Below are 23,040 nucleotides of genomic sequence, written 5' to 3'. Positions count from 1 at the left end.
CATGGATCTCCAGCTCCGCGGCAAGAACGTCCTCGTCACCGGCGCCGGGCAGGGCCTGGGACGCGCGATCGGAGTCGCCTTCGCCGCGGAAGGCGCCAACGTCGCCTTCCACTACAACTCCTCGGCCGACGGCGCGGAAGAGGGCGCCAAGGAAGCGGCCGCCCTGGGCGTCAAGGCGATCGCCGTGGGCGCGAACCTGCAGGACGGCGAGTCCGTCACGCAGGCCGTCGCCGAGGTCGCCGAGCAGCTGGGCCCGATCGACGTGCTGGTCAACAACGCCGCCGCGACCCAGAGCAAGCCGTTCCTCGAGACCACCGAAGAGGACTGGGCACCGCAGATCGGCGTCACGGTGGCGGGCACGCTGCGCGTCACCCAGGCCGTGGCCCGGCAGATGGCCGAGCACGGCGGCGGCTCGATCGTCAGCCTGATGGGCGACTCCGGCCGGGTCGGCGAATCGCGGCTGCTGGTCACCGCGACCACCCGCTCGACCACCGTCGGCCTCACCAAGTCCCTGGCCAAGGAGCTGGCGCGGCACCAGATCCGCGCGAACGCCGTCTCGATCGCGCTGGTGCGGACCCAGAGCCTCGACGCCCACACCGGCAACGCCGACGAGGCGAAGATGAAGAAGATCCTCTCCGCGTACCCGCTGCGCCGCTTGGGCACCCCGGCGGACATCACCCCGACCGTCCTGCTGCTGGCCTCGCCGCTTTCGTCCTGGACCACGGGACAGATCGTGTCGGTCAACGGCGGGTACACGATGCCATGACGACACCCGAACAGACCCACGACGCCGGGCCCGCGGTCGGCCGGACCGTCCGCCGCAAGGAGGACGACCGCCTGCTGACCGGACGCGGCCGGTACGTCTCCGACCTGCAGCTGCCTCGGATGCGGCACATCGCGTTCCTGCGCAGCCCGTACGGCCACGCCCGGATCAACGCGGTCGACACCTCCGCCGCCGAGGGCGTGGCCCGGGCGGTGTTCAGCGGCGACCACCCGGCCTTCGCCGCGATCGGCCTGCGCGCCCAGTCGGCGCTGCCGTCCTATGTGGAGACCGAGCAGCCGATCCTGGCCCGGGAGAAGGTGCGCTTCGCCGGTGAGCCGGTCGCCGTCGTGGTGGGCGATGACCGGTACCAGGCCGAGGACGCGCTCGAGCTGATCGACGTCGACTACGAGCCGTTGCCGGCCACGGTCACCGCCTGGGCGGAGCCGGCCGAACCGCTGCACGCGGACGCGCCGGACAACGTCCTGCTGGAACGCACCTTCGACACCGGTGCGGTGCCGGACGCCTTGGCGGGGGCGGACATCGTCGTCGAACGCGAGCTGATCACCAACCGGCACGCGGGCAACCCGATGGAATGCCGGGCCGGGGCGGCGGTCTGGGACGGCGAGCGCCTGACGTTCTGGTCCGGGACCCAGGTGCCCCACATCGCGCGGAACATGCTCGCCGAGCTCCTCGGCGTCCCCGAGGGCACCATCCGCGTCATCGCGCCCGACGTCGGCGGCGGCTTCGGCGTGAAGGCCGTCCTCTACCCCGAGGACGTCGCCGTGTGCCTGGTCGCCCGGCAGATGCCCGGCGTCCCGGTGAAGTGGGTCGAAGACCGCGCCGAGCACCTGCTCGCCGCGACCCACGCCCGTGACCACCGGTACCTGGTGCGGGCCGGGTTCGCCGCCGACGGCACCCTGGTGGCCCTGGACGCCGACGTGACCTGCAACGTGGGCGCGTACTCGGTCTACCCCTGGACGGCGGGGATCGAGCCGCTGATGGCCGGCGGGCTCCTGTCCGGGCCGTACCGGTTGCAGCACTACCGCTGCACCGTCCGCGGGGTCGCGACCAACACGGCGCCGTCGGGGCCCTACCGCGGGGTGGCCCGGCCCGCGAGCGTCTTCGCGATGGAATCGCTCCTCGACGACGCCGCGGTCCGGCTGGGAATGTCCGGTTTGGACATCCGGCGGCGCAACCTCGTCACGCCCGGGGAGATCCCGTACCGGATGCCGTCCCGGCTGGTCGACGACTCCGGCTGGTACGGCGAGTGCCTGGAAAAGGCGATCACGACGATCGGGCACGAGGACTTCCTCGCCGAGCAACGGCGCCGGCGTGCGGCGGGGGAGAACCCGATCGGCCTCGGAATGGCTTGCTACAACGAGCTGACCGGCCTCGGCCGGGCCGCGTCCGCGGGCCCCCGGATGCCGTTCCGCACCGGGCACGACGCCTGCACGGTCCGGATCGACCCCGACGGCCGGGTGACCGTCCTGTCCGGGGTGACCTCGCAGGGCCAGGGCCTGGAGACGACCGTCGCGCAGATCGTCGCGGACGCCGTGGGCGTGCCGTTCGACGACGTCGAGGTGCGCATCGGGGACACCAACGAGTCCCTGTGGGGCTTCGGGGCGTTCTCGTCCCGGCAGGCGGTCATCGGTGGCGGCGCCGCCCACCGCGCGGGCCAGAGCGTCCGCGAGAAGATCGTCAGGCTGGCGAGCGAGCTGTACGAGGTCGGTCCGGACGATCTGGCCGTCGTCGGGGGCGAAATCCGGGTCACGGGTGACCCGAAGCCGCTCGGCACGCTGGCCGAAGTGGCCCGGGTCGCCTACCTGGAGTCCAACCGGCTGCCGAAGGGCATCGAGCCCGGGCTGGAGGCGACGGAGTTCTACGACCCGGTCCGCGGTGCGTTCGCGGCCGGCGCGCAGGCGGCGGTCGTCGAGGTCGATCGGGCGACGGGCACGCTGGAGATCCTCAAGTGGGTCTGCGTCGAGGACGCCGGGACGGTGATCAACCCGCAGATCGTCGAGGGGCAGATCGCCGGCTCCATCGCCCAGGGCCTCGGGGGCGCGCTGTACGAGCACCTGATCTACGACGAGGCCGGGAACCTGTCCACCGGCACGCTGATGGACTACCTCATGCCCACCAGCGCCGAGATCCCGGACCTCGTCATCGACCACGTGTCGCATCCCGCGGACAACCCGCTGGGCGTCCGCGGAGTGGGGGAGGGCGGCACCCTCGGCCCGAACGCCGTGCTGGCCGGGGCGATCGCCGACGCCCTCGGCGTCCGGATCACACACCTGCCCTTGACACCCGCCACGGTCTGGGAGGCTCTGCGATGATCACCACCGAGGAACAGGACGGGGTCGGCCTGATCGTGCTCGACCGCCACGGAAAGCGCAACGCACTCGACGTCGAACATCTCGACGCGCTGCGTGCCGCGGTCGAGAAGCTCGCCGGCACGGCCCGGGCGATCGTCGTGACGGGCTCCGGCACCAGCTTCTGTGCCGGCGCCGACCTTCACGGCGTCTACGGCGACGGCTTCCGCAAAGCGCTCTACGCCGCGCTGAGCGCGATCACCGCCGCGCCGGTGCCGGTGATCGCGGCGGTCAACGGCCCCGCCATCGGCGCCGGCACGCAGCTCGCGATCGCCTGCGATCTGCGCGTCGCCGACGGCACGGCGGTCTTCGCCGTCCCGACCGCGCGCAACGGCCTCGCCGTGGACCCCTGGACCGTCCGGCGGCTCGCGCTGCTCGCGGGCGGGGGACCGGCGCGGGCGCTGCTGCTCGGCGCGGACCGGCTCGACGCCGGGCGAGCGCACGCGTGCGGCCTGGCGGACCGGCTCGGGCCGGTCGCCGACGCGCTGGCGTGGGCCCGTGAGATCGCGGAGTTCGCGCCGTTGTCCCTGCGGTACGCCAAGACCGCGCTGGAGTCGCTGTTCGAGCCGCAGCCGGGGGAGCCGCGACTGGACGAGCTCTTCGAATCCTGCTGGAGCAGTGAGGATTTCGCCGAAAGCCGGCGTGCCCACGCCGAGAAGCGCGCCCCGCGGTTCCGAGGGCGCTGAAAGGTCCGTCATGAAACCCGCACCGTTCGACTACCACCGGGCCACCAGCGTCCGGGACGCCGTGCAGGCACTGGCCGACGCGGCAGGCGACGGCAAGATCATCGCCGGCGGGCAGAGCCTGGCGCCCGTGCTGGCGCTGCGCATGGCCCGGCCCAAGGTGCTCGTGGACATCAACCGGATTCCCGGCCTGTCCACGATCGTGTCCGTCGACGGTGGCGTCCGGATCGGGGCGCTGGTCCGCCACGCCCGCCTGGTCGAGCAGACCGGGCACCCGATGCTGGCCGAAGCCGCCCGCTGGATCGGGCACACGGCGATCCGCTCCCGGGGCACCAGCGGCGGCAGCATCGCCCACGCCGACCCCGCCGCCGAGCTGCCGGTGGTCGCCGCGGCGCTGGAAGCCACCATCCACATCGCCGGCCCGCGCGGCACCCGCACGAGCTCCGCGGCGGAGTTCTGCACCGGCGCCCTCGAAACCACGCTCGCCGAAGACGAGATGGTCACCGCCGTCGACATGCCGCTGCCCCAGCGGTGGGGGTTCGCGGAATTCTCCCGCCGGCACGGCGACTTCGGACTCGTCACGGTCGCCGCCGCCGAGGTCGGCGGGCACTGGCGGATCGCGGTCGGCGGGGTCGGCAGCGTCCCGTTGCGCGTCGAGGAAGCCGAACAGCTGCTCGACGCGGGCGCGCCCGTGGAGCAGGTCGCGGCGGCGGCAGCGGCCGCCACGGCACCGAGCTCCGACATCCACGCCTCGGCCGGCTACCGGCGTGCGATGACGGCGGAGTTCGTCCGCCGTGCCCTCGTCCAGGAGAAGGAGCGTGTCGCAGCATGAAGGTCGAATTCACCGTCAACGGCGATCGCCAGGACGTCGACGTCGAACCGCGGCGCACCCTCGCCGACGCTCTTCGCGAGGACCTCGGGCTCACCGGCACCCACGTCGGGTGCGAGCACGGAGTCTGCGGCGCGTGCACGGTCCTGGTCGACGGCGAGCCGGTGCGCGCGTGCCTCATGTTCGCCGTCCAGGCGGAAGGCTCGTCGGTCACCACGATCGAGGGCATGGCCGGGCCGGACGGCACCCTGCACCCGCTGCAGGAAGCCTTCTCGACTCATCACGGGCTGCAGTGCGGCTTCTGCACCCCGGGCATGCTGATGTCCGCGCTCGACCTGCTCAACCGCGAGGAGCGCCCGTGCCGGTCGCGGATCCGCGAAGAGCTGTCGGGCAACATCTGCCGCTGCACCGGCTACGCGGGCATTGTTGACGCCGTCGAGGCCGCGGCGGAGGAGCTGGCCACCGGTGCGGAGCCGGCGTGAACCGCCGCGGCGTCGTGCTGCGGCTGCGCGACCGGCCCGCGGCCGAACTGCGGCGCACCTGCGAAGTACTCGACGAAGCGGGCTGCCACACGATCTTCTTCGAGGAGGACTTCACGTCCTGCGCCGCCGCGGCAGTCCTGACCAAGCGGGTCCGCGTCGGCTGCCTGACCACCTCCCGCGACGCACCGCTCGTGGCGGACGCCGCCGAAACCCTCGACTACCTCAGCGATGGCCGCTTCATCCTCGGCGTAGGGCCGTTTTCCGGCGGCGACGGCCCCTACAGTGACCGGGCCGCGGCCGAAAGGGTGCTCGAAGAGGTGCATGCGCGGGTGCCCGGGCTTCCGGTGCTCGTGGCGGACGCCGACGACGTCGTGACACCGTTGACGAAACAGCTTCGGACCGTGGACGAGGCGTCCGCCTGGCTCGCCGCGGTGACGCCGTGACCGACGTCCGCCCGGTCGTGAGCGAGAGCGTGGTGCTCGACGTCGCCTTGACCCTCTTCGCCGAGCGCGGATTCCACGGCACCGCGCTGAGCCAGATCGCCGAGTGCCTCGGCATCCGCACCCCGAGCCTGTACAACCACATGCGGTCCAAACAGGACTTGCTGCGCGCGATCGTGGACGAGACCACGGCGACCGTGCTCGAGGAGTTCCACCGCGCGACCGCCGACGGCGACTGGGAGACGCGGCTGCGCGAGGCCACCCGGGTCTACGCCTACCGGCACGCGACCCACCGTCGCGAGGCCTTGGTGGTCAACCGCGACACGGATTCGCTCGACGAGCCCCACCGCAGCCGCCTGCAGAGCCGGCGCCGTGAGCATGAACACGCATTCCGGGCGGTCATCGCCTCGGGGGCCGCGGCGGGAGCTTTCCGGGTCGACTCGCCGGCGCTGGCGTCGTTCGCGATCCGGGAAATGTGCGTGAGCATCGCCCGGTGGTTCCGGGAGGACGGGAAGCTGTCCGCCGCCGACGTCGCGGAGCAGTACGGCCGTTACGCCTTGAGCATCGCGGGCGCGCAGGTGTCCTGACGAGCTGTTCCGGCTGCCTGCCGGGTCCGCATGGTCATCTTGTCGAGCTTGCCCACCGAGGTCTTCGGGATCGCCTCGACGCGGACGAACGCGTCCGGCACCCAGTAGCGCGGGAACTTCGCGCCGATGTAGTCCTTCAACTCGTCGTCGGAGACGTCGGCGGAGGTCACGATCCACGCCACCGGGCGCTCCTGCCACTTCTCGTGCGGGACACCGATCACCGCGGCTTCGTCGACTGCGGGGTGCAGCATGAGGTGGTTCTCGAGTTCGATGGAGGAGATCCACTCGCCGCCGCTCTTGATCAGGTCCTTGGCGCGGTCCTTGATCCGGAGCGCGCCGGCGGGGGAGATGACCGCGACGTCGCCGGTGCGGAGCCAGCCGTCGTGGAAGGACCCGGACGGGCCCGTCGCACCGAGGTAGGCGCCCGTCACCCACGGACCGCGGGCTTCGAGTTCGCCGGTCGTGCGGCCGTCCCAGGGCAGTTCGCGCCCGGTGTCGTCGACGATCCGGATCTCGAACAGCGGTAGCTGCACGCCCTGGGTGTCGCGGCCGTTGAGGAAAGTGCCCATCGGCGACGTCTCGGTCATGCCCCACCCGTTCGCCGTCGATGCACCGACGGAGGCCCACCAGTCGGCCAATGCCGCCGGAGGCGTCTGGCCGCCCATCCACACCGTCTTCAGGGACGACAAGTCGTGGGCGGCCGGGTTCTTGCGGTATTCGTCGCGGATGAGCGCGGCGACCGCGGGGGCGCCGACGAGGACGTCCGGCGCTTGGGTGGTGATGATGCGGAGGAAGTCGGCCGGGGTGGGGTGCGGGCCGGGGAGGATCAGGCGGGCGCCCTGCAGCGTGCCCGCGTGCGGTGCGCCCCAGCTGTGCACGTGTGACATCTGGCAGGCGATCAGGTAGGCGCGGTGGCCGGACATCGCGACGCCGTCGGCGGCGGAGATCGCCAAGGCGTGCAGGACCGTGCTGCGGTGGGTGTAGACGACGCCCTTGGGCAGGCCGGTCGTGCCGGAGGTGAAGCAGATCGACGACGCGGTGCGTTCGTCGAACTCCGGGAACTCGGCCAGCTCGGTGGCTTCCTCGAGGAGGGTGTCGAACGACCAGGTCCGTACCCCGGGGAGGTCGGCGAAGCCGCCGAGGTCGACGACGTGCTTGACGGCCGGCGTCGCGGGCAGGATCTCCCGGACGACCGGCACGAGGTCCGCGTCGACGAGCAGGACTTCGTCTTCGGCCTGGTTCACCGAGTACACGATGTGCTCGGCCGGCATGCGCTGGTTGATCGTGTGCAGTACCGCGCCGATGCCGGGGACGCCGAAGTAGGCGGCCAGGTGGCGGTCGCTGTTCCAGGCCAGCGAGCCGATCTTGGTGCCGGGACGGACCCCGAGTTCGAGCAGGGCGGCCGCGAGGCGGCGGGCGGCCGAGCCGAGCTCGCGGTAGGTGAACTCCCGGCGGACCTCGCCGCCGGCGCAGCTGACGTTCACGCGGTCGCCGAAGACCCGCTCGGCCCGGTGCAGCAGCGAGCTGACGAGCAGGGGGCGATCCATCATCGTTCCGAGCACCGCGGGTTCCTTCCGTCGTCGATCGCCGGTGAGTTTGCTCGCCGGGACGGAGGCCGAACTGTCCCGCTTCGCGACACCACGCTTCGGCTGTAGCCATTTCGGACAGTTCCGGGTTCCGGAGGTGCGCGACGGTGGTCAGCCAATCGGAACCCGAGTCGAAGGATGAGTGCTGATGACGAACCGGGACGTCAAGGTGGTGGCCAAGGGGTTCACCTACCTGGAGGGGCCGCGCTGGCACAACGGCCGGCTGTACTTCGTCGACTTCTACACGCACACGGTGAACGCGCTGGACGCAGAGGGCGCGATCGAGCAGATCGCGGTCGTCGAGCACCAGCCCTCCGGGCTCGGCTGGCTGCCCGACGGGCGAATGCTGGTCGTGTCCATGAAGGACCGCAGGATCCTGCGGCAGGAGCCCGACGGGACGCTGGCCGAGCACGCCGACATCTCGGCGCTGTGCACCGGCCACGCCAACGACATGGTGGTCGCCCGCAACGGCCGGGCCTATGTCGGCCACTTCGGCTTCGACCTCATGGGTGGGGCGGACCACGAGTTCGCGAGCGTGGTCCTGGTGAACCCCGACGGGACGGCGCGGACGGTCGCCGAGGGCCTGTCGTTCCCCAACGGCATGGTGATCACCCCGGACGACCGGACGCTGATCGTAAACGAGCTGTTCGGCAACCGGGTGTCGGCGTTCGGCATCGAGGCCGACGGCAGCCTGGGGCCGCGGCGGGACTTCGCGGCCTACGGCGACCTCGGCGACGAGCCCAGCTGGCACAAGCGGGTCGAGGCCTCGACGATCGTCCCCGACGGGCTGGCGATGGACGCCGAAGGCGCCGTCTGGGTCGCCGACTGCGCCCACCAGCGCGCCGTCCGGATCGCCGACGGCGGCGAGATCCTCGACGAGGTCAGCACCGCGCCCAACGGTGTCTTCGCGGTCGGGCTCGGCGGCGACGACGGGAAGACCCTGTTCCTGTGCGTCGCACCGGACTTCGACGAGGCGGCCCGCACAGCGGCGCGCGAGGGTGAGCTGCACGCCGTCCGCGTCGAGGTCCCGCACGCCGGGACTCCGTGAGCGATGCGGTTCACCACGCTGACGCACCGACTGGACGACGGCGTCCTGACGGTCACCCTCGACCGGCCGGACCACCTCAACGCCTTCACCGTGGAGATGGCCGACGAGCTCGAAGCGACCTTTGCCGGAGTGAACGAGCAGGACGACGTCCGCGCGGTCATCGTCACCGGCGCCGGCCGGGCGTTCTGCGCCGGGATGGACCTGAACCGGCCCGGGAACGTGTTCGGCCTCGACGAAGCCCGCCGCCCCACCCTGGACGACATGGCCGACCTGACCGATCCGGATCTGCGCCGCGTCCGGGACACCGGCGGCCGCGTCACGCTCGCGATCCACGCGTGCCGCAAGCCGGTGATCGCGGCGATCAACGGCGCCGCGGTCGGGATCGGCGCGACCATGACCCTGGCGATGGACGCACGGCTGGCCGCCAGCCGTGCGCGCATCGGGTTCGTCTTCGGACGCCTGGGCATCACGCCCGAGGCGGCGTCGACGTGGTTCCTGCCGCGGATCGTCGGCCTCCCCGCCGCGCTCGATCTCGTGTACTCCGCCGACGTCCTCGGCGCCGGGGAAGCCGCCGCTCGCGGCTTGGTGCGGTCGGTCCACGAGCCGGGCGACTTGCTTGCGGCGGCACGAGAACTGGCTGATCGGTGGACGAAGGGACGGTCAGCGGTGAGCACGGCGCTCACCCGGCAGATGATGTACCGCAACGCCGGGCGGCCCCATCCCGCCGACGCGCACCGCGTCGACTCGCTCGCGATGTTCTACACCAGCATCGGCGACGGTGCGGAGGGCGTCGCCGCGTTCCGCGAGAAACGCGAACCGGATTTCCGTGCCAGTGCTTCGAAAGACCTGCCGCCGTTCTACGAAAAGTGGTTCTGACCGACTCGTTTTCGGACAGTTGTGACCTGGCCGACAGTCTTACGTTCGTTCTCGCCTGGCGAAGGCAGTCCACGGAACGAGGAGTGTGCAATGACGACAACGGTGTCTTCGGAGTCTTCGGCCGACGCCCGGAGCGGGGAAGCCAAGGGTGACGTTCTCGACGTGCTCGTGGTGGGTGGCGGGTTCTCCGGCCTCTACCAGCTCGACCGCCTGCGAGACCTCGGTTTCGACGTCAAGGTCTGGGACGCCGCCGGCGGCTTGGGCGGGATTTGGTGGTGGAACTGCTACCCGGGTGCCCGGACGGACACCGTCGCGCACATCTACCAGTTCTCCCACAAGGGTTTGTGGAAGGACTACGACTTCGCGGAGCGCTATCCCGACTTCACCGGCGTCCGCGACTACTTCGAGTACGTCGACCGGAAACTGAACCTGACCAAGGACATCGAGTTCGACACCACGGCCGCACAGGCGCAGTGGGACGAGGACCGTCGCGAATGGACGGTGTTCTCCGCGGACGGCAAGGCGCAGAAGGCGCGGACGGTCCTGGTCGCGACCGGGTTCGGGGCCAAGCCGCTCTACCCGGACATCCCCGGCATCGACACCTTCGCCGGCGAATGCCACCACACGGCGCGCTGGCCCCAGAACGGCCTCGACCTGACCGGCAAGCGCGTCGTCGTCATCGGGACCGGCGCCAGCGGCGTTCAGGTCGTCCAGGAAGCCGCCCACGACGCCGCGCAGGTCACCGTCTTCCAGCGCACGCCGAACCTCGCGCTGCCGATGCGGCAGCGCAAGCTCGACGGCGCCGAGAACGACTCGGTGCGCACCGGCCTGCCGGAGCGGTTCGACGCGCGGTACAAGGCCTTCGCGGGCTTCGACTTCAGCTTCCTGCCCGAGAACGCCGCCGACGCGACCGACGCCGAACGCCGTGCCACCTACGAGCGGTTCTGGGCCGACGGCGGGTTCCCGCTCTGGCTGGGCATGTACCAGGACCTGCTCGCCGACGAGGAGGCCAACCGCACCTTCTACGACTTCTGGCGCGAAAAGGTCCACGAGCGCGTGCAGGACCCGGCGACCGCCGAGCTGCTGGCGCCCGCGCGGCCGCCGCACCCCTTCGGCGTCAAGCGGCCCGCCCTGGAGCAGGACTACTTCGACGTGTTCAACCAGGACAACGTGCACCTGATCGACCAGAACGACGAACCGGTCCTCGAGATCACCCCGGCCGGGGTCGTGACGAAGAACGGGCTGATCGAGTGCGACGTCATCGCGCTGGCGACCGGGTTCGACAGCAACCGCGGCGGCATCCTCGGCATCGACATCCAAGGCGTCGGCGGTGCGCGGCTGCAGGACAAGTGGGCCGACCGCGTCGACACGTTCATGGGCCTGTCGACGAGCGGCTTCCCGAACATGCTGTTCCTCTACGGCCCGCAGAGCCCGTCCGGCTTCTGCAACGGCCCGACGTCGGCGGAGTACCAGGGCGACATCGTGGTCGAGTTCCTCGAGCACGTCCGCGCCGGGGGCCACACCCGGTTCGAGTCGGCCACCTCCGCCGAGAAGGAGTGGACCGCGCACGTCGACGAGCTGTTCGACGGCTCGCTGTTCACCAAGGCGCGGTCCTGGTACTGGGGCGCGAACGTCCCCGGCAAGCCGGCGCAGATGCTGAACTACTCCGGCGGTGTCCCGGCCTACTTCGGCAAGTGGGACGAGGTCAAGGCAGCCGGTTTCACGGAGTTCGAACTCGGCTGACGGCGGATCGCGCGCCGGCGCCACCCGGGCGCCCGGCGCGTGGTCACGCTCACGTTTTCGCTGGTCATGGCCCTGTTCGGGTAGTGTTTCATTCTGGGACAGTTGCCGGGCCCGGCCCCTGGTTGACTGGTCCGCCTACGATCGACGTGGCCTTCGTCAACGGTGAAGGAGGCGCCATGGACCAGCACGGGCAGCGGACGGTACGCGAGCGCGTCCTCGATGGGGACGTCCCGCTCGACGCGGCCGGCTTCCGCCGGGAGATCCAGACTTCCTGGCAGCGGTGCCGGCTCGTCGGCGTCCGGCCCACCGGCGACGAGGTGCCCTTCCGCCCCGAGCTCGAGCGCCCCGGCCGGCTGGCCCGCGCGGCCGGTCCGGTCCTCGACCGGCTCGCCGAGCAGATCGAAGACGGCCCCGTCTCGATCCTGCTGGCCGACTCCGAAGCCCAGATCATCGACCGCCGGACCGGACACCGCGAGCTGACCGACGCGCTGGACCGGGCCCTGGTCTCACCGGGCTTCTACTACGCGGAGGAGTTCACCGGCACCAACGGCATCGGCACCGCGCTCGAGGCCGCGAGCCCGTTCGTGGTCTCGGGCGCGGAGCACTTCCGCGAGAACCTGCAGGAATTCACCTGCATCGGCTCGCCGCTCAAGCACCCGATCACCGGCAACGTCGAAGGCGTCCTCGACGTCACCTGCCGGGTCGGGGACGGCCACGGGGTGATGAAACCCCTCGTGCTGGCCGCCGTGCGCGAGATCGAGTCGCGGATGTACGCCGACGCCTCCCGGCGCGAGCAGTTGCTGCTGGAGCACTTCCTGCGCGCCAACCGGCGCGCGACCTCGGCCGTCGTCTCCCTCAACGAGGACGTCGTCATGGCGAACACGGCCGCCTCGGCCCTGCTCGACCTCTCCGACCAGGCGACGCTGTGGGACTGGGCGTGCCGCCTGCTCGGCACCGGTGACGAGTGCACCGGCGAAGTGCGGCTGGCCGGTGACGTCGTCGTGCAGGCGCGCGCCGCCCGGGTGGGGGAACGCGGCAGCATGGCCGGTGTCGTCGTCGAGATGCGCCCGCACACCCGCGGCGACGGACGCGCCCTCGCCGGACGCCGGTCGGCGACCCGGCCCCACGAACCGCGCGAGGACGACACCCTGCCCGGCCGCAGCATGGCCGCGCGCAGGCTGCGCGACGACGTCGGCGCGGCACTGACCACCGACCGGCCGGTGCTGCTGTGCGGCGAGGCCGGGACGGGAAAACTGCACGTCGCCCGCCACCTGCACCGGCGGCGCGCCGGGCAGGACCCCCTCACCGTGCTCGACGCCGTCGTCGCCCAGGACGACCCGGCGGGCTGGATCGCCAAGCTGGCGAAGGTGCTCGCCGACGGCGCCGTGGTCCTCCGGCACCTCGACCGGCTCGAGCCGGCGCTCGTCGAACGGGTGGAGGCGGTGGTCGACGCCGCCGCGCCCGGCCGGGTGATGGCCACCGCCCGCACCCGCGGCGACAGCCGGCTCCTCGATCACTTCCCGTTCTCCGTCACGGTGCCGGCGCTGCGGTTCCGCACCGAGGACATCGCCGACCTCGCGCCCGCGTTGCTGGCCGCGCACACCTCCCGGCGTCCGGTGCCCCGGCTGTCGCCGGGCACCATCCGGACGCTGGCGGCCCGGGACTGGCCGGGCAACATCCGCGAGCTGGAGTCGGTCCTGGTGACGGCCGCGGTGCGCGCGATGGGCTCCGACATCGCCCAGGAGCACCTGCCGCCCGAGTACCGCTGCGCGACCGGCAAGTCCAGCGGGTCGCCGCTGCAGCGTGCCGAGCGGGACATCCTGCTGGAAACGCTCGTCGAGGCCCGGGGCAACAAGCTCGCCGCGGCCGAACGGCTCGGCATCGCACGGTCCACTCTGTACCGGAAGATGCGGGCCCTCGGCATCGACGAGAAGCACCTCCCGACGCCTTAGCCTGTTGCGAAACCGGACAGTTCCGAGTGGACGGTCCGGTCTAACTTCGTGCCATGGCCCCGATCACCGCGCCGCCCGATCCCGGCGACTTCCTCGACGTCGACGCCCAGCTGACCGACGACGAACGCGACATCCGCGACGCCGTCCGCGATTTGGCCCAGCACCGGCTGGCCCCGCAGGTGGGGGACTGGTTCGAACGCGGCGAACTGCCCGTCCGCGAGCTGGCCGCGGAGTTCGGCAAGCTCGGCTTGTTCGGGATGCACCTGGACGGCTACGGCTGCGCCGGCACCAGCGCGACCGGCTACGGCATCGCCTGCCGCGAGCTGGAAGCCGTCGACTCGGGGCTGCGCAGCTTCGTGTCGGTGCAGGGGTCCCTGGCCATGAAAGCCATCCACCTCTGGGGTTCCGAGGAGCACCGCACGACCTGGCTCCCGGCGATGGCCGCCGGCGAGGCGATCGGCTGCTTCGGCCTGACCGAGCCCGACGCGGGCAGCGATCCGGGCTCGATGCGCACCCGCGCCCGCCGTGACGGTTCCGACTGGATCCTCGACGGCACCAAGATGTGGATCACCAACGGCACCGTCGCCGACGTCGCGGTCGTCTGGGCCCAGACCGACGGGGGTGTCCGCGGGTTCGTCGTGCCCACCGACACCGCCGGGTTCAGCGCGCCGGAGATCCACCACAAGCTCTCGCTGCGCGCCTCGGTGACCTCGGAGCTGGTGCTCGAGGGCGTCCGGTTGCCGGAAGCCGCCGCGTTCCCCGAGGTCCGCGGTCTGCGCGGCCCGTTGACCTGCCTGAACGAGGCCCGCTTCGGCATTCTCGCCGGCGTCGTCGGCGCCGCCCGGTCCTGCTACCTGGCCGCCCGCGACTACACCCTCACCCGTGCGCAGTTCGGCAAGCCCCTGGCCGGGTTCCAGCTGACCCAGCGCAAGCTCGCCGACATGATCGTGGACGTCAACCGCGCGGCTCTGGTCGCCCTGCGGATCAGCCGGCTCAAGGACGCCGGCGGGCTGCACCACAACCACGTCAGCTTCGGCAAGCTCGCCAACGTCCGCGCCGCGCTGGATGTGGCTCGCACGGCGCGAACCCTGTTGGGCGCCAACGGGATTTCGCTGGAGTACCCCGTCATGCGGCACATGGCGAACCTCGAAACCGTCCTCACCTACGAAGGCACCGAGGAGATGCACGCGCTGTCCCTCGGCCAGGCCGTCACCGGCATCCCGGCCTTCCGCTGACCCGCCCACGCGACAAGGAGAACTCCCCATGGTGAAGGCCGCTGTCCTGCGCGCCCCGGACCAGCCCCTGGAGCTGTGCGAGATCGTCCTGCCCGACCCCGGACCGGGACAGGTCCGCGTCCGGCTCCAGGCCGCCGGGGTCTGCCACTCCGACCTGTCCCTGGCCACCGGCAAGCTCAAGCAGCCCGTCCCGGCCGTCCTCGGCCACGAAGGCGCCGGCACGGTGATCGCGACCGGCACCGGAGTCACGCGGGTCGCCGTGGGGGACAAGGTCGTGCTGAACTGGTCGCCTTCGTGCGGCCAGTGCTGGTTCTGCGCACACGACGAGCCGTACCTGTGCGAGCACGGCGACAACGCCGCGCGCGAGCCCTACGCCACCCTCGACGACGGAACCCCGGTCTACGCCGGGCTCGGCACCGGTGCCTTCGCCGAAGAGACCGTCGTCGGAGAGCGCGCGGTCGTGCGGCTGCCGGACTCCGTCGACCTCGACCTGGTCGCCGTGCTCGGCTGCGCCGTGCTGACCGGCGCGGGCGCCGTCTTCCACACCGCCGACGTCCGCGAGGGCCAAGCGGTCGTGGTGCTCGGCCTCGGCGGCATCGGCCTGTCGGTCGCCCAGGCGGCGCGCGTCCGCGGAGCGCACCCGGTCATCGGCATCGACACCTCGGCGGAGAAGGGCCTGCTGGCGCAGGCACACGGGATCACCGACTTCGTCCCGGCCGGAGACGACGCGGCGAAGAAGGTCCGTGCGTTGACCGGGGGCCGCGGCGCGGACCACGCCTTCGACTGCGTGGGCGGCTCGGCCACCACCCGGGCGGCCTGGTCGGCGGCCCGGCGCGGCGGGCACGTCACCGTGGTCGGCGTCGGCTCGCACCGCGACACCGTCGAGTTCTCCTCGCTGGAGCTGTTCTGGTTCGGCCGCACCCTGCGCGGCTGCGTCTACGGCTCCAGCGACCCCGACACCGACGTCCCCGACCTGCTCGACCTGGCGGACGCCGGCGCGCTGGACCTCGCCGCGCTGTGTACCGCCACCACCGACCTGACCGGCATCGACCAGGCCTTCGACGACCTGCGACGCGGCCACGGCGTCCGCACCGTCGTCCGGCTGGACGGGACCGCGCGGTGACCGGCACCTTCACCCTGCCCGACACCTCCGCCCTGTTCATCGGCGGGAAGTGGCGTCCGGGCGCGGGCATCGAGCGGATCGCGGTCCGCAACCCCGCCACCGAGCAGGTGATCGCCGACATCCCGGCCGGGACCGAAGACGACGTCGACGCGGCCTGCCGCGCGGCCGCGGACGCCCTGCCCGTCTGGTCCGCGGTCCCACCGGCCGAACGCGCCGCGGCTTGCCGCGCGATCTCCGCCGAGCTCGACGCGCGTGCGGAGGACCTCGCCGATCTCGTCACCGCGGACCTCGGCATGCCGCGGGCCTTCGCCCGTAGCGTCCAGGTCGGCTTGGCCGTCACCGACTTCGCGAACCTGGCCGACGCGGCCGAACAACACGTCTACGAACGGGAAATCGGCACCTCGGTCGTGCGCGAGGTCCCCGTGGGTGTCGTCGGCGCGATCACGCCGTGGAACTTCCCGCTGCACCAGGTCGCGGCCAAGGTCGGGGGAGCGCTCGCCGCGGGCGCGCCGGTCGTGCTCAAGCCGAGCCAGGTCACGCCGCTGGGCGTCTTCGTGCTGGCCGACGTCATCGCCGGGCTCGGCCTCCCGCCCGGGGTGTTCAACCTGGTCTCCGGCGCCGGAGCGAAGGTCGGCGAAGCGCTGGTCCTGCACCCGGTCGTCGACTTCGTGTCGTTCACCGGCTCCACCGGCGCCGGCGCCCGCGTCGCGACGCTCGCCGCGGGCCGGGTCCGCCCCACGGCTCTGGAACTGGGCGGCAAGTCGCCCGCGGTCCTGCTCGACGACCTCGACGACAGTGCCTTCGAGAAGGCACTGCGGCGGGTGATGGCCGGTTCGCTGCTCAACTCCGGCCAGATGTGCAGCGCCCTCACCCGGATCATCGTCCCCGAACACCGGCTCGACACCGCCGAGCAGATCCTCGCCGCCGCGGCCGGCCGGTTCCGCGCCGGCGACCCCTTCGACCCCGGCGTCCGGCTCGGCCCCGTCGTGTCCGAGGCCCAGCGCACGAGCGTCCGCGGGCACATCGAGCGCGCGATCGCCGAGGGGGCGCGCGTCGTCACCGGCGGCCCCGGCGCCCCGGACGGCCTGGACACGGGCTACTTCGTGCGTCCCACGGTCTTCTCCAGGGTCGAACGGAACAGCGCGATCGTGCGCGAGGAGGTCTTCGGCCCGGTGCTGGTCGTGCAGACCCACCGCGGCACCGACGACGCGGTCGCGGTCGCCAACGACACCGGGTACGGCTTGGCCGCCGGCGTTTTCGGTGCGGACGCCGAAGCCGTCGCCTGGCGGATCCGCGCCGGCCAGGTCGAAGTCAACGGAGCCGGCTTCGACCCGGCGGCCCCGTTCGGCGGTTTCGGCGATTCCGGCTACGGCCGGGAGTTCGGCGGCTGGGGGATCGACGACTTCCTGACCACGCAGGCGGTTCAGCGTTGGAGCCCCTGAGCGCGGCAGTTCCCCGACTGTCGTCCACGGAGTGAACCGCGGGCGGCCGCGTCCAGCCAAGAGACGAACTGTGCGGGCCGAGACGAATCTCGACCCGCGTAGTGGAGGTCATGGTAAGCGTCCGAGGAGCCCGGCGCTTCGGTAGAGGGAGAAGGCAGCCCGGGAACCGGCATGCCGCGGCCGGATGCGCGGCCCGATCGTCTTGGACTGCAACGCGAAGTTCAAGATCGATATCAGAACTGGCAGGCGGTCGCGGATGGCAGCGGCCTGCGAGGCTCGCGCCGAGTGCTCGGCCAGGCGGCGATATCGCTCGAGTTGCAGGTCCGTGGCGATCTTCAGTGTGGGGTTGTAGATCAACTCGGTCCTCGGACGCACACGTTACCCACACGGGGAGCGAAGTCACCACCGCCTCTTTGTTGTTGTAGTAGACGACTTGCAGGCCGAGATCGCGGTGGACCTGCATTTTCCGGTCCGGTGCCGCGAGTTGAGATGTCGGGCGACGTCGCCGAGCCGGTCGAGCGTGGCGTAGACCGCCGCTACGTCGACCGTGGGCACTTCGGGCAGATGCCCGATCAGCCACGAGTGGCGTCGCGGTGCAAGTCGCCAGTGCTGTCCGAGGGCTGACCGGGGCGACCACGTCCAGCTATGCTGAATGTCATTCAGTGGGACAGGAGGACCGGACGTGGCGGAATCACCGGTGCGCAGCGTGGACAAGGCGCTCGCCGTACTGCAGCTGCTGGGCGAGAAGGGGCCGGACGGCTTGTCCCTTGTGGACATCGCGCAGGCACTCGGCAGTCCCAAGAGCGGGGCCCACCTCACCCTGTCCGCATTGCGGCACCGCGGTTTCGTCGCGCAGGACCGGGAAAGCGGCCGGTACCGGCTCGGTGGCGAAACGTTGCGGGTCGCCGCGTCCTACGAGGAGAAGCTGAGCTTCCGCACCAGCCTGCTGCCCTTGATCAGGCGGCTCTCCGAGGAGATCCGGCAGGTGTGCCACGTCGGCATCCTGGACGGCGCGGACATCATCTACCTGGAGAAGGTCGACGCCGACCGGTCGGTGACGGTGGGCTCGAAGATCGGCGGCCGCAACCCGGCGGCGAGCACCGCGCTCGGCCGCGCGGTGCTCGCCTGCCACGACTGGGACAGCGGGGCGTTGCGAGCCCAGCTGGGGGGCACGAAGGCGGGTCCGCTGCCCGGCCTCGGCTGGGCCCACCTGCAGGACGCGCTGGAGCAGGCGCGGGCTCGCGGCTACGCGCTGGACCTCGAGGAGAACGAGCCCGGGATCGCCTGTGTCGCGGTTCCGGTGCTGCTCAACGGAATCCCGTGCTGCGCGATCTCGATCTCCACGCTCGCCGCGGAAACCGGTCCCGAGACTCTCGCGGGCTACGTGGAGCGGCTGCATGCTCTCGCGGCGCAGTACCTCGTGCCGCCGCTCCAGTTCCCCTCCCGCCCGGTGGGCGCCCGGCCCCGCTGACCCGCTTCCTGCGTTGACGGGGTGCTCACGGGCCCGTAGTGTCTGACTGATACTGAACAGCATTCAGTATCGCTGAACTCCGAAGATGCTGAAGCATAAGGGGAAAAGCGTGACCCATCTTGTTCGATTCGCCGAGCCCGAGCGGCCGGCGGACATCCGCGTCGGGGTGCTGGACGACGAAGGTGAGCACCTGCGAGCCCTTCCCGTGGGCAGCATGAGCGAGCTGCTCGGCCGGCCGCTGGCGGAAATCCGGGAGCTGGTCACCGCGGCCGCGGGCGCACCGGCCGTGCCCGCGTCCGGTGCGCGGCTGCTGCCGCCCCTCGACGGGCGAATGGAAGTGTGGGCGGCCGGCGTGACCTACCGCCGGTCGGAGGAGGCCCGCCGCGAGGAAAGCGCCGACGAGGACATCTATGCCCGCGTCTACCACGCCCCGCGGCCCGAGCTGTTCTTCAAGTCCGCGGCCTGGCGGGTGGTCACCGAAGGCCAGCCGATCGTCATCCGGGCCGACTCGCCCAACAACGTGCCGGAGCCCGAACTCGGCCTGCTGCTGACGAGCCGTGGCGAAATCGCGGGCTACCTGGTGGTCGACGACGTCAGCTCGCGCAGCATCGAGGGCGAGAACCCGCTGTACCTGCCGCAGGCGAAGATCTACCAGGGCTCCTGCGCGGTGTCGGCCGGGGTGCGGCCGGCCTGGGAGATCGACGACCCGCTGAAGCTGGACCTGAGCATGCGGATCCTGCGCGACGGGCGAGAGGTGTTCAGCGGGCGCGCCAACACCGCCGAGATGAACCGCAAGCCGGCCGAGCTGGTCGAGTACCTCTTGCGGGACAACACCTACCCGGACGGGGTGGTGCTCTCCACCGGCACCTCGATCGTGCCCGAGCTCGATCTCGGCCTGTCCGAAGCGGACGTGGTCGAGATCGAGATCGGCGAAGTGGGCACGCTGCGCACCCCGGTGGTGCGAGGCGCGGGCAAGCTCAGCCGGGATTGATCGCTCGCCCCGGGACGAGGTCGGCGACCCCGCGCGCCAGCGCCAGCGCGGCGAGGTAGTAGTAGTCGCCGTAGGGCAGGGGCCCGTCCATCCCGAGCCGGTGGGGCGCCGAATAGCAGGCGTGGGCGAGCACGCCGACCTCGTCCTGGAAGAGCGCGTCGCGCCGTAGCACGCGCAAGATCCGGGTCAGCCGGTCTTCTGCCCCAACCAGACGAGCCAGGTCCGGGTCCTTCCGCAAGGTGAGCGCGAGGCCGTAGCAGACGATAGCGGCGGCCGACGAGTCCTGGATGCCGGTGTCGACCACCAGGTCGTACGGGGTCAGCGCGTCGATGTCGTGGCTCCCGCAGTAGTAGTCGAGCAGCCGAGCGGCGATCCGGCCGTACTCCGCCGAACCGGTTTCGCAGGCCATGGTGAGGTAACCGGCGATTCCCCACGCCTGACCGCGGGCCCAGCAGGAGTCGTCGGCCGCGCCCTGGAACGTGCCCTGCCAGAACGCTTCGCCGTCGTCGCCGATCCGCGCCAGGTGGTAGGTGGAGCCGTCCGGGCGCAGCAGGCTCCGTGCCGTCCGGTCGGCGTGCGCGCGAGCGGTTTCGGCCCATTCCGGTGCCCCGGTGTGGTGGTGCGCCCACCACAGCAGCGGCAGGTTCATCATCGTGTCGATCGTGCTGGTGGGCCGGGACCGGTCTTCGCCGATCGCGCCGAACGCCTGCAGGTGGCCCGAACCGGGTACCCGCCGTTCCGCCAGGACCTCGGCGGCGCGCAGCGCCGAGGACGCCGCGGCCGGGTCGCCGAACAGCCGGGCGACCAGCGCCGCGCTCGGCCAGAAGATGAACCCGATGTCGTGCGTGCCGTGATCGTCCACCCGGCAGTCCAGCTTGGCCGACAGCGTCCGGGCCCGCTCGACGAGGCCGTCGTCGGCGCAGCCGAGCTGGGCGAGGTGCAGCATCGCCCCCGCCCAGAACCCGGTCGTCCAGTTGCCGTGGTCGTAGTCCGTGCCGACCCACCGGCTGGCCTCGTCGATGGGGCGGTAGACCCAGCGGCCGTGCTCGGCGTAGTGCGCGGCGCGGTCGGCGCCGCCACCGAGCACCGCGCCGGTCACCCGCCTGCCCATTTCTTCGATTTCTTCCGTGGTCGGCAGGAATTCGCCGGTGATGTGACTGTCCATGACTCTCCTGTGGCCGAAGCGAGGTCGGCGATGCGACGGATCTCGCTTTCCGGGAAAAGGACGACCGCGCTCAGAGTCGTTCAGCAATGCTGAACGCAATTCGGTCGTGATGATCAAAGGCTAGGCAACCGCTCCGGCCGAGTCAACCCGCTCGGCGGCCGCGGAGCGAAGGTCGAACTGCCTCTTGACAACTTCGGTGTTCGTCAGGGTATGGTCCACGCAATCCATTGCGCAACCGATTGCGGAGAGAGTCAGTGGACCTCAACGGAGTAATTCCGGCCAACATCCTCCCCCTCGACGACGACCTCTCGATCGACGTCGAGGCCTACCGCAGACACGTGCGGCACCTGTCCGGCGTCGCCGGCGTCGTGGCCATCACCTGCAACGGGCACGCCGCCGAAGTGAGCAGTCTGGACCGGGCGGAACGGCGGAAAGCCGTCGCGCTCGCCGCGGAGACAATCAACGGGAAAGTGCCGCTGATTTCCGGTGTCCACGCGGACAATCACATCCAGGCGGTCGAGTACGCCCGGGACGCGAAAGACGAGGGCGCCGACGCGCTGCTCGTCTTCCCGCTGCCGGCACTGGCGCTGGGTGGCAGCCAGGAAATGGCCTATCGGCACGTGGCCGAGCTCGCCGGCGCGACCGGCCTGCCGCTCGTGCTGTTCTCCTACCCCGAGTTCACGGGGATGCACTACGGCCTGGACACCCTGGCGCGCATCTGCTCGCTCGAGCAGGTCGTCGCGGTGAAGGAGTGGAGCCTCGACCTTCGCAAGCACGAGGAGACCCGCCGCGTGCTGCACGGGCTGGACCATCCGGTCTCGCTGCTCACCAGCTTCAGCACGAACCTGCTACCGGCGCTGGCCTCGGGCGCGGACGGTATCCTGTCCGGGCACGGTAGCGTGATCGCCGACCTGCAGGTACGCCTGCTGGCCGCGGTCCGGGCGCACGACCTCGCCGAGGCCGAGCGGCAGTACGCCCGCATCCAGGCGCTCACCAGGGTGGTCTACCGGGCGCCGATGGCGAACATGTACGCCAGGATGAAGGAGCACCTGATCATGCTCGGGCACGAGCTCACCCCCGCGGTGCGTCCGCCGCTGGAACGGGTGAGCGAGGCCGAACGCGGGCAACTGCGGCAGGCGCTCGCCGAGGCCGGGCTGCTGCCGACGGGCGCACGATGACCGGAGCCGCTCGACCGGGCACCGCCAAGGCGGTCGCCGAACTGGCCGGGGTCTCGGTGACCACGGTTTCCCGGGTGCTCAGCGGCCAGGCCTCGGCGATCCCGCAGGAGACGCAGGACCGGGTGTTCGCCGCCGCGCGCCAGCTTCGCTACCGGCCGAACTCCCTGGCGCGGGCCCTGCGCAAGGGGACGACGCAAAGCATCGGCCTGATCGTGCCGGACATCTCCGACGCCTACTTCCACCAGGTGGCCCGCGGCGTCGAGGACGTCGCGCAGGCCGCGGGCTGCGTGGTCATCCTGACCAACACCGATCGCGTGCCCGCCCGCGAGGAAGCCTGCGTGAACCTGCTGCTGGACAAGCGGGTCGACGGCATCGTGTTCGCCGGCGGCGGGATCGACGACGACACCCACCTCGACGGCTTCGACTGGAGCTCGACCAGGGTGGTCACGATCGGGCCGCACCAGCTGCCCTTCCCGTCGATCACCGTGGACGACTCCGCCGCCATCTCCGACGCCGTGCACCACCTGGCGGAGATCTCGTGCCGCCGCATCCTGTGCCTCGCCGGGCAGCCCAACTGGCTGGTCACCCAGCGGCGGCTCGCGGGCTACCGGCAGGCGGTCGCGGAACTGGGCCTCGACACCGACCCGGATCTCGTCGTCTACGGCGATTTCACCGAGTCGGCGGGCGAAGAGCTCACCGCCAAGGCGCTCGCCGCCGGCTCGTTCGACGGCGTCATCGCGTTCAACGACTACGCCGCCATCGGCGCGATGCACGCACTGGCGTCGGCCGGCGTCCGGGTGCCGGACGACGTCGCCGTCATCGGCTGCGACGACATCCCGGTGGCCCGGATGGTGCACCCGGCGCTGACCAGCGTCAGCTTCTCCCAGTACGAATTCGGCCGCAACGCCGCGGAGATGATCCTGGGCTCGGTCCCGCTCCCGGCCGGCCAGCGCATCACGTTCCCGCACGAACTCCTGCGGCGGCACAGCACCGCCCGCCGCTGACCGGTCCTTTCCGGACCGTTCTGTCACCTCCGACCCCACGATCCACACCGACACTGCCCTTCAGTGTGGAAGG

21 protein-coding genes are annotated in these 23,040 nt (G+C 71.4%); 18 read left to right on the top strand and 3 right to left on the bottom strand.

Annotated features, from left to right (window positions below):
- Nucleotide 1 precedes the first annotated feature (1 nt).
- Genes QRX60_RS45485 through QRX60_RS45455 form a run of 7 tightly spaced genes read left to right on the top strand, consistent with a single transcriptional unit; the run spans nt 2 to nt 6,153 of the window.
- Nucleotides 2–766 carry an SDR family NAD(P)-dependent oxidoreductase gene (locus tag QRX60_RS45485; RefSeq protein ID WP_285997672.1) on the top strand — a complete coding sequence of 255 codons (765 nt, stop codon included), beginning with the start codon at nt 2–4 and terminating at the stop codon, nt 764–766.
- Nucleotides 763–3,096, top strand: coding sequence for a xanthine dehydrogenase family protein molybdopterin-binding subunit (locus QRX60_RS45480; protein ID WP_285997671.1), 2,334 nt, complete (start codon nt 763–765; stop codon nt 3,094–3,096). Before QRX60_RS45485 ends, QRX60_RS45480 begins: the two co-directional genes overlap by 4 nt.
- On the top strand, nt 3,093–3,818 hold the full coding sequence (locus QRX60_RS45475) for an enoyl-CoA hydratase (protein ID WP_285997670.1): 726 nt from the start codon (nt 3,093–3,095) through the stop codon (nt 3,816–3,818). Before QRX60_RS45480 ends, QRX60_RS45475 begins: the two co-directional genes overlap by 4 nt.
- A gap of 10 nt (nt 3,819–3,828) precedes the next feature.
- Nucleotides 3,829–4,647 carry an FAD binding domain-containing protein gene (locus QRX60_RS45470; RefSeq protein WP_285997669.1) on the top strand — a complete coding sequence of 273 codons (819 nt, stop codon included), beginning with the start codon at nt 3,829–3,831 and terminating at the stop codon, nt 4,645–4,647.
- Nucleotides 4,644–5,126, top strand: a complete 483-nt coding sequence (locus QRX60_RS45465) for a (2Fe-2S)-binding protein (RefSeq protein ID WP_285997668.1) — start codon at nt 4,644–4,646, stop codon at nt 5,124–5,126. The genes QRX60_RS45470 and QRX60_RS45465 overlap by 4 nt, the downstream gene beginning before the upstream one ends.
- Nucleotides 5,123–5,569, top strand: coding sequence for an LLM class flavin-dependent oxidoreductase (locus tag QRX60_RS45460; protein WP_285997667.1), 447 nt, complete (start codon nt 5,123–5,125; stop codon nt 5,567–5,569). The genes QRX60_RS45465 and QRX60_RS45460 overlap by 4 nt, the downstream gene beginning before the upstream one ends.
- Nucleotides 5,566–6,153, top strand: coding sequence for a TetR/AcrR family transcriptional regulator (locus QRX60_RS45455; protein WP_285997666.1), 588 nt, complete (start codon nt 5,566–5,568; stop codon nt 6,151–6,153). The genes QRX60_RS45460 and QRX60_RS45455 overlap by 4 nt, the downstream gene beginning before the upstream one ends.
- On the opposite strand, the gene QRX60_RS45450 is transcribed toward QRX60_RS45455, so the two are convergent.
- Nucleotides 6,117–7,703 carry a long-chain-fatty-acid--CoA ligase gene (locus QRX60_RS45450; protein ID WP_285997665.1) on the bottom strand — a complete coding sequence of 529 codons (1,587 nt, stop codon included), beginning with the start codon at nt 7,701–7,703 and terminating at the stop codon, nt 6,117–6,119. The two genes, QRX60_RS45455 and QRX60_RS45450, sit on opposite strands and share 37 nt — an antisense overlap.
- A 184-nt stretch (nt 7,704–7,887) precedes the next feature.
- On the opposite strand from QRX60_RS45450, the gene QRX60_RS45445 reads away from it, so the two are divergent.
- The 7 genes from QRX60_RS45445 to QRX60_RS45415 all read left to right on the top strand — a co-directional run bounded on the left by QRX60_RS45445 (nt 7,888) and on the right by QRX60_RS45415 (nt 17,158).
- Nucleotides 7,888–8,787, top strand: coding sequence for an SMP-30/gluconolactonase/LRE family protein (locus QRX60_RS45445; protein WP_285997664.1), 900 nt, complete (start codon nt 7,888–7,890; stop codon nt 8,785–8,787).
- Between the two features lie 3 nt (nt 8,788–8,790).
- Nucleotides 8,791–9,663 carry a crotonase/enoyl-CoA hydratase family protein gene (locus tag QRX60_RS45440; RefSeq protein WP_285997663.1) on the top strand — a complete coding sequence of 291 codons (873 nt, stop codon included), beginning with the start codon at nt 8,791–8,793 and terminating at the stop codon, nt 9,661–9,663.
- Between the two features lie 90 nt (nt 9,664–9,753).
- Nucleotides 9,754–11,406, top strand: coding sequence for a flavin-containing monooxygenase (locus tag QRX60_RS45435; protein ID WP_285997662.1), 1,653 nt, complete (start codon nt 9,754–9,756; stop codon nt 11,404–11,406).
- A 176-nt stretch (nt 11,407–11,582) separates the two neighbouring features.
- Nucleotides 11,583–13,358, top strand: coding sequence for a sigma-54-dependent Fis family transcriptional regulator (locus tag QRX60_RS45430; protein ID WP_285997661.1), 1,776 nt, complete (start codon nt 11,583–11,585; stop codon nt 13,356–13,358).
- Nucleotides 13,359–13,411: 53 nt separating this feature from the next.
- Nucleotides 13,412–14,593 (top strand): acyl-CoA dehydrogenase family protein, encoded by a 1,182-nt coding sequence (locus tag QRX60_RS45425; RefSeq protein ID WP_285997660.1) that lies wholly within the window; start codon nt 13,412–13,414, stop codon nt 14,591–14,593.
- Nucleotides 14,594–14,621: 28 nt separating this feature from the next.
- Nucleotides 14,622–15,716, top strand: coding sequence for an alcohol dehydrogenase catalytic domain-containing protein (locus QRX60_RS45420; RefSeq protein WP_285997659.1), 1,095 nt, complete (start codon nt 14,622–14,624; stop codon nt 15,714–15,716).
- Nucleotides 15,713–17,158, top strand: a complete 1,446-nt coding sequence (locus QRX60_RS45415; RefSeq protein WP_285997658.1) for an aldehyde dehydrogenase family protein — start codon at nt 15,713–15,715, stop codon at nt 17,156–17,158. Before QRX60_RS45420 ends, QRX60_RS45415 begins: the two co-directional genes overlap by 4 nt.
- A 108-nt stretch (nt 17,159–17,266) precedes the next feature.
- Here QRX60_RS45415 and QRX60_RS45410 read toward each other — a convergent pair whose 3' ends face one another.
- Nucleotides 17,267–17,515 (bottom strand): hypothetical protein, encoded by a 249-nt coding sequence (locus QRX60_RS45410; RefSeq protein WP_285997657.1) that lies wholly within the window; start codon nt 17,513–17,515, stop codon nt 17,267–17,269.
- 325 nt (nt 17,516–17,840) lie between these two features.
- Between QRX60_RS45410 and QRX60_RS45405 the strand changes: the two genes are divergently transcribed.
- Nucleotides 17,841–18,629 carry an IclR family transcriptional regulator gene (locus QRX60_RS45405; protein WP_285997656.1) on the top strand — a complete coding sequence of 263 codons (789 nt, stop codon included), beginning with the start codon at nt 17,841–17,843 and terminating at the stop codon, nt 18,627–18,629.
- 109 nt (nt 18,630–18,738) lie between these two features.
- Nucleotides 18,739–19,620: a fumarylacetoacetate hydrolase family protein gene (locus QRX60_RS45400; RefSeq protein WP_285997655.1), complete on the top strand. Its 882-nt coding sequence runs from the start codon at nt 18,739–18,741 to the stop codon at nt 19,618–19,620.
- On the opposite strand, the gene QRX60_RS45395 is transcribed toward QRX60_RS45400, so the two are convergent.
- Nucleotides 19,607–20,785 (bottom strand): glycoside hydrolase family 88 protein, encoded by a 1,179-nt coding sequence (locus tag QRX60_RS45395; RefSeq protein ID WP_285997654.1) that lies wholly within the window; start codon nt 20,783–20,785, stop codon nt 19,607–19,609. The two genes, QRX60_RS45400 and QRX60_RS45395, sit on opposite strands and share 14 nt — an antisense overlap.
- Nucleotides 20,786–21,039: 254 nt before the next feature.
- Between QRX60_RS45395 and QRX60_RS45390 the strand changes: the two genes are divergently transcribed.
- Both QRX60_RS45390 and QRX60_RS45385 read left to right on the top strand, forming a co-directional pair.
- Nucleotides 21,040–21,963: a dihydrodipicolinate synthase family protein gene (locus QRX60_RS45390; RefSeq protein WP_285997653.1), complete on the top strand. Its 924-nt coding sequence runs from the start codon at nt 21,040–21,042 to the stop codon at nt 21,961–21,963.
- Nucleotides 21,960–22,967: a LacI family DNA-binding transcriptional regulator gene (locus QRX60_RS45385; protein ID WP_285997652.1), complete on the top strand. Its 1,008-nt coding sequence runs from the start codon at nt 21,960–21,962 to the stop codon at nt 22,965–22,967. Before QRX60_RS45390 ends, QRX60_RS45385 begins: the two co-directional genes overlap by 4 nt.
- The last annotated feature ends 73 nt before the right edge of the window (nt 22,968–23,040 follow it).

The sequence above is a fragment of the Amycolatopsis mongoliensis genome, from assembly GCF_030285665.1.
In the GTDB taxonomy this organism is placed as follows: domain Bacteria; phylum Actinomycetota; class Actinomycetes; order Mycobacteriales; family Pseudonocardiaceae; genus Amycolatopsis; species Amycolatopsis mongoliensis.
Note: the sequence above shows the minus strand (reverse complement) of the source record. Positions and strands in the feature narration are given on the sequence as shown.

What these genes read in the sequence shown, in the direction of transcription:
- QRX60_RS45420 (WP_285997659.1), top strand. Translation starts at nt 14,622, where the DNA reads ATGGTGAAGGCCGCTGTCCTGCGCGCCCCGGACCAGCCCCTGGAGCTG.
- QRX60_RS45450 (WP_285997665.1), bottom strand. Translation starts at nt 7,703, where the DNA reads ATGATGGATCGCCCCCTGCTCGTCAGCTCGCTGCTGCACCGGGCCGAG.
- QRX60_RS45440 (WP_285997663.1), top strand. Translation starts at nt 8,791, where the DNA reads ATGCGGTTCACCACGCTGACGCACCGACTGGACGACGGCGTCCTGACG.
- QRX60_RS45475 (WP_285997670.1), top strand. Translation starts at nt 3,093, where the DNA reads ATGATCACCACCGAGGAACAGGACGGGGTCGGCCTGATCGTGCTCGAC.
- QRX60_RS45430 (WP_285997661.1), top strand. Translation starts at nt 11,583, where the DNA reads ATGGACCAGCACGGGCAGCGGACGGTACGCGAGCGCGTCCTCGATGGG.
- QRX60_RS45470 (WP_285997669.1), top strand. Translation starts at nt 3,829, where the DNA reads ATGAAACCCGCACCGTTCGACTACCACCGGGCCACCAGCGTCCGGGAC.
- QRX60_RS45465 (WP_285997668.1), top strand. Translation starts at nt 4,644, where the DNA reads ATGAAGGTCGAATTCACCGTCAACGGCGATCGCCAGGACGTCGACGTC.
- QRX60_RS45385 (WP_285997652.1), top strand. Translation starts at nt 21,960, where the DNA reads ATGACCGGAGCCGCTCGACCGGGCACCGCCAAGGCGGTCGCCGAACTG.
- QRX60_RS45445 (WP_285997664.1), top strand. Translation starts at nt 7,888, where the DNA reads ATGACGAACCGGGACGTCAAGGTGGTGGCCAAGGGGTTCACCTACCTG.
- QRX60_RS45425 (WP_285997660.1), top strand. Translation starts at nt 13,412, where the DNA reads ATGGCCCCGATCACCGCGCCGCCCGATCCCGGCGACTTCCTCGACGTC.
- QRX60_RS45485 (WP_285997672.1), top strand. Translation starts at nt 2, where the DNA reads ATGGATCTCCAGCTCCGCGGCAAGAACGTCCTCGTCACCGGCGCCGGG.
- QRX60_RS45435 (WP_285997662.1), top strand. Translation starts at nt 9,754, where the DNA reads ATGACGACAACGGTGTCTTCGGAGTCTTCGGCCGACGCCCGGAGCGGG.
- QRX60_RS45480 (WP_285997671.1), top strand. Translation starts at nt 763, where the DNA reads ATGACGACACCCGAACAGACCCACGACGCCGGGCCCGCGGTCGGCCGG.
- QRX60_RS45395 (WP_285997654.1), bottom strand. Translation starts at nt 20,785, where the DNA reads ATGGACAGTCACATCACCGGCGAATTCCTGCCGACCACGGAAGAAATC.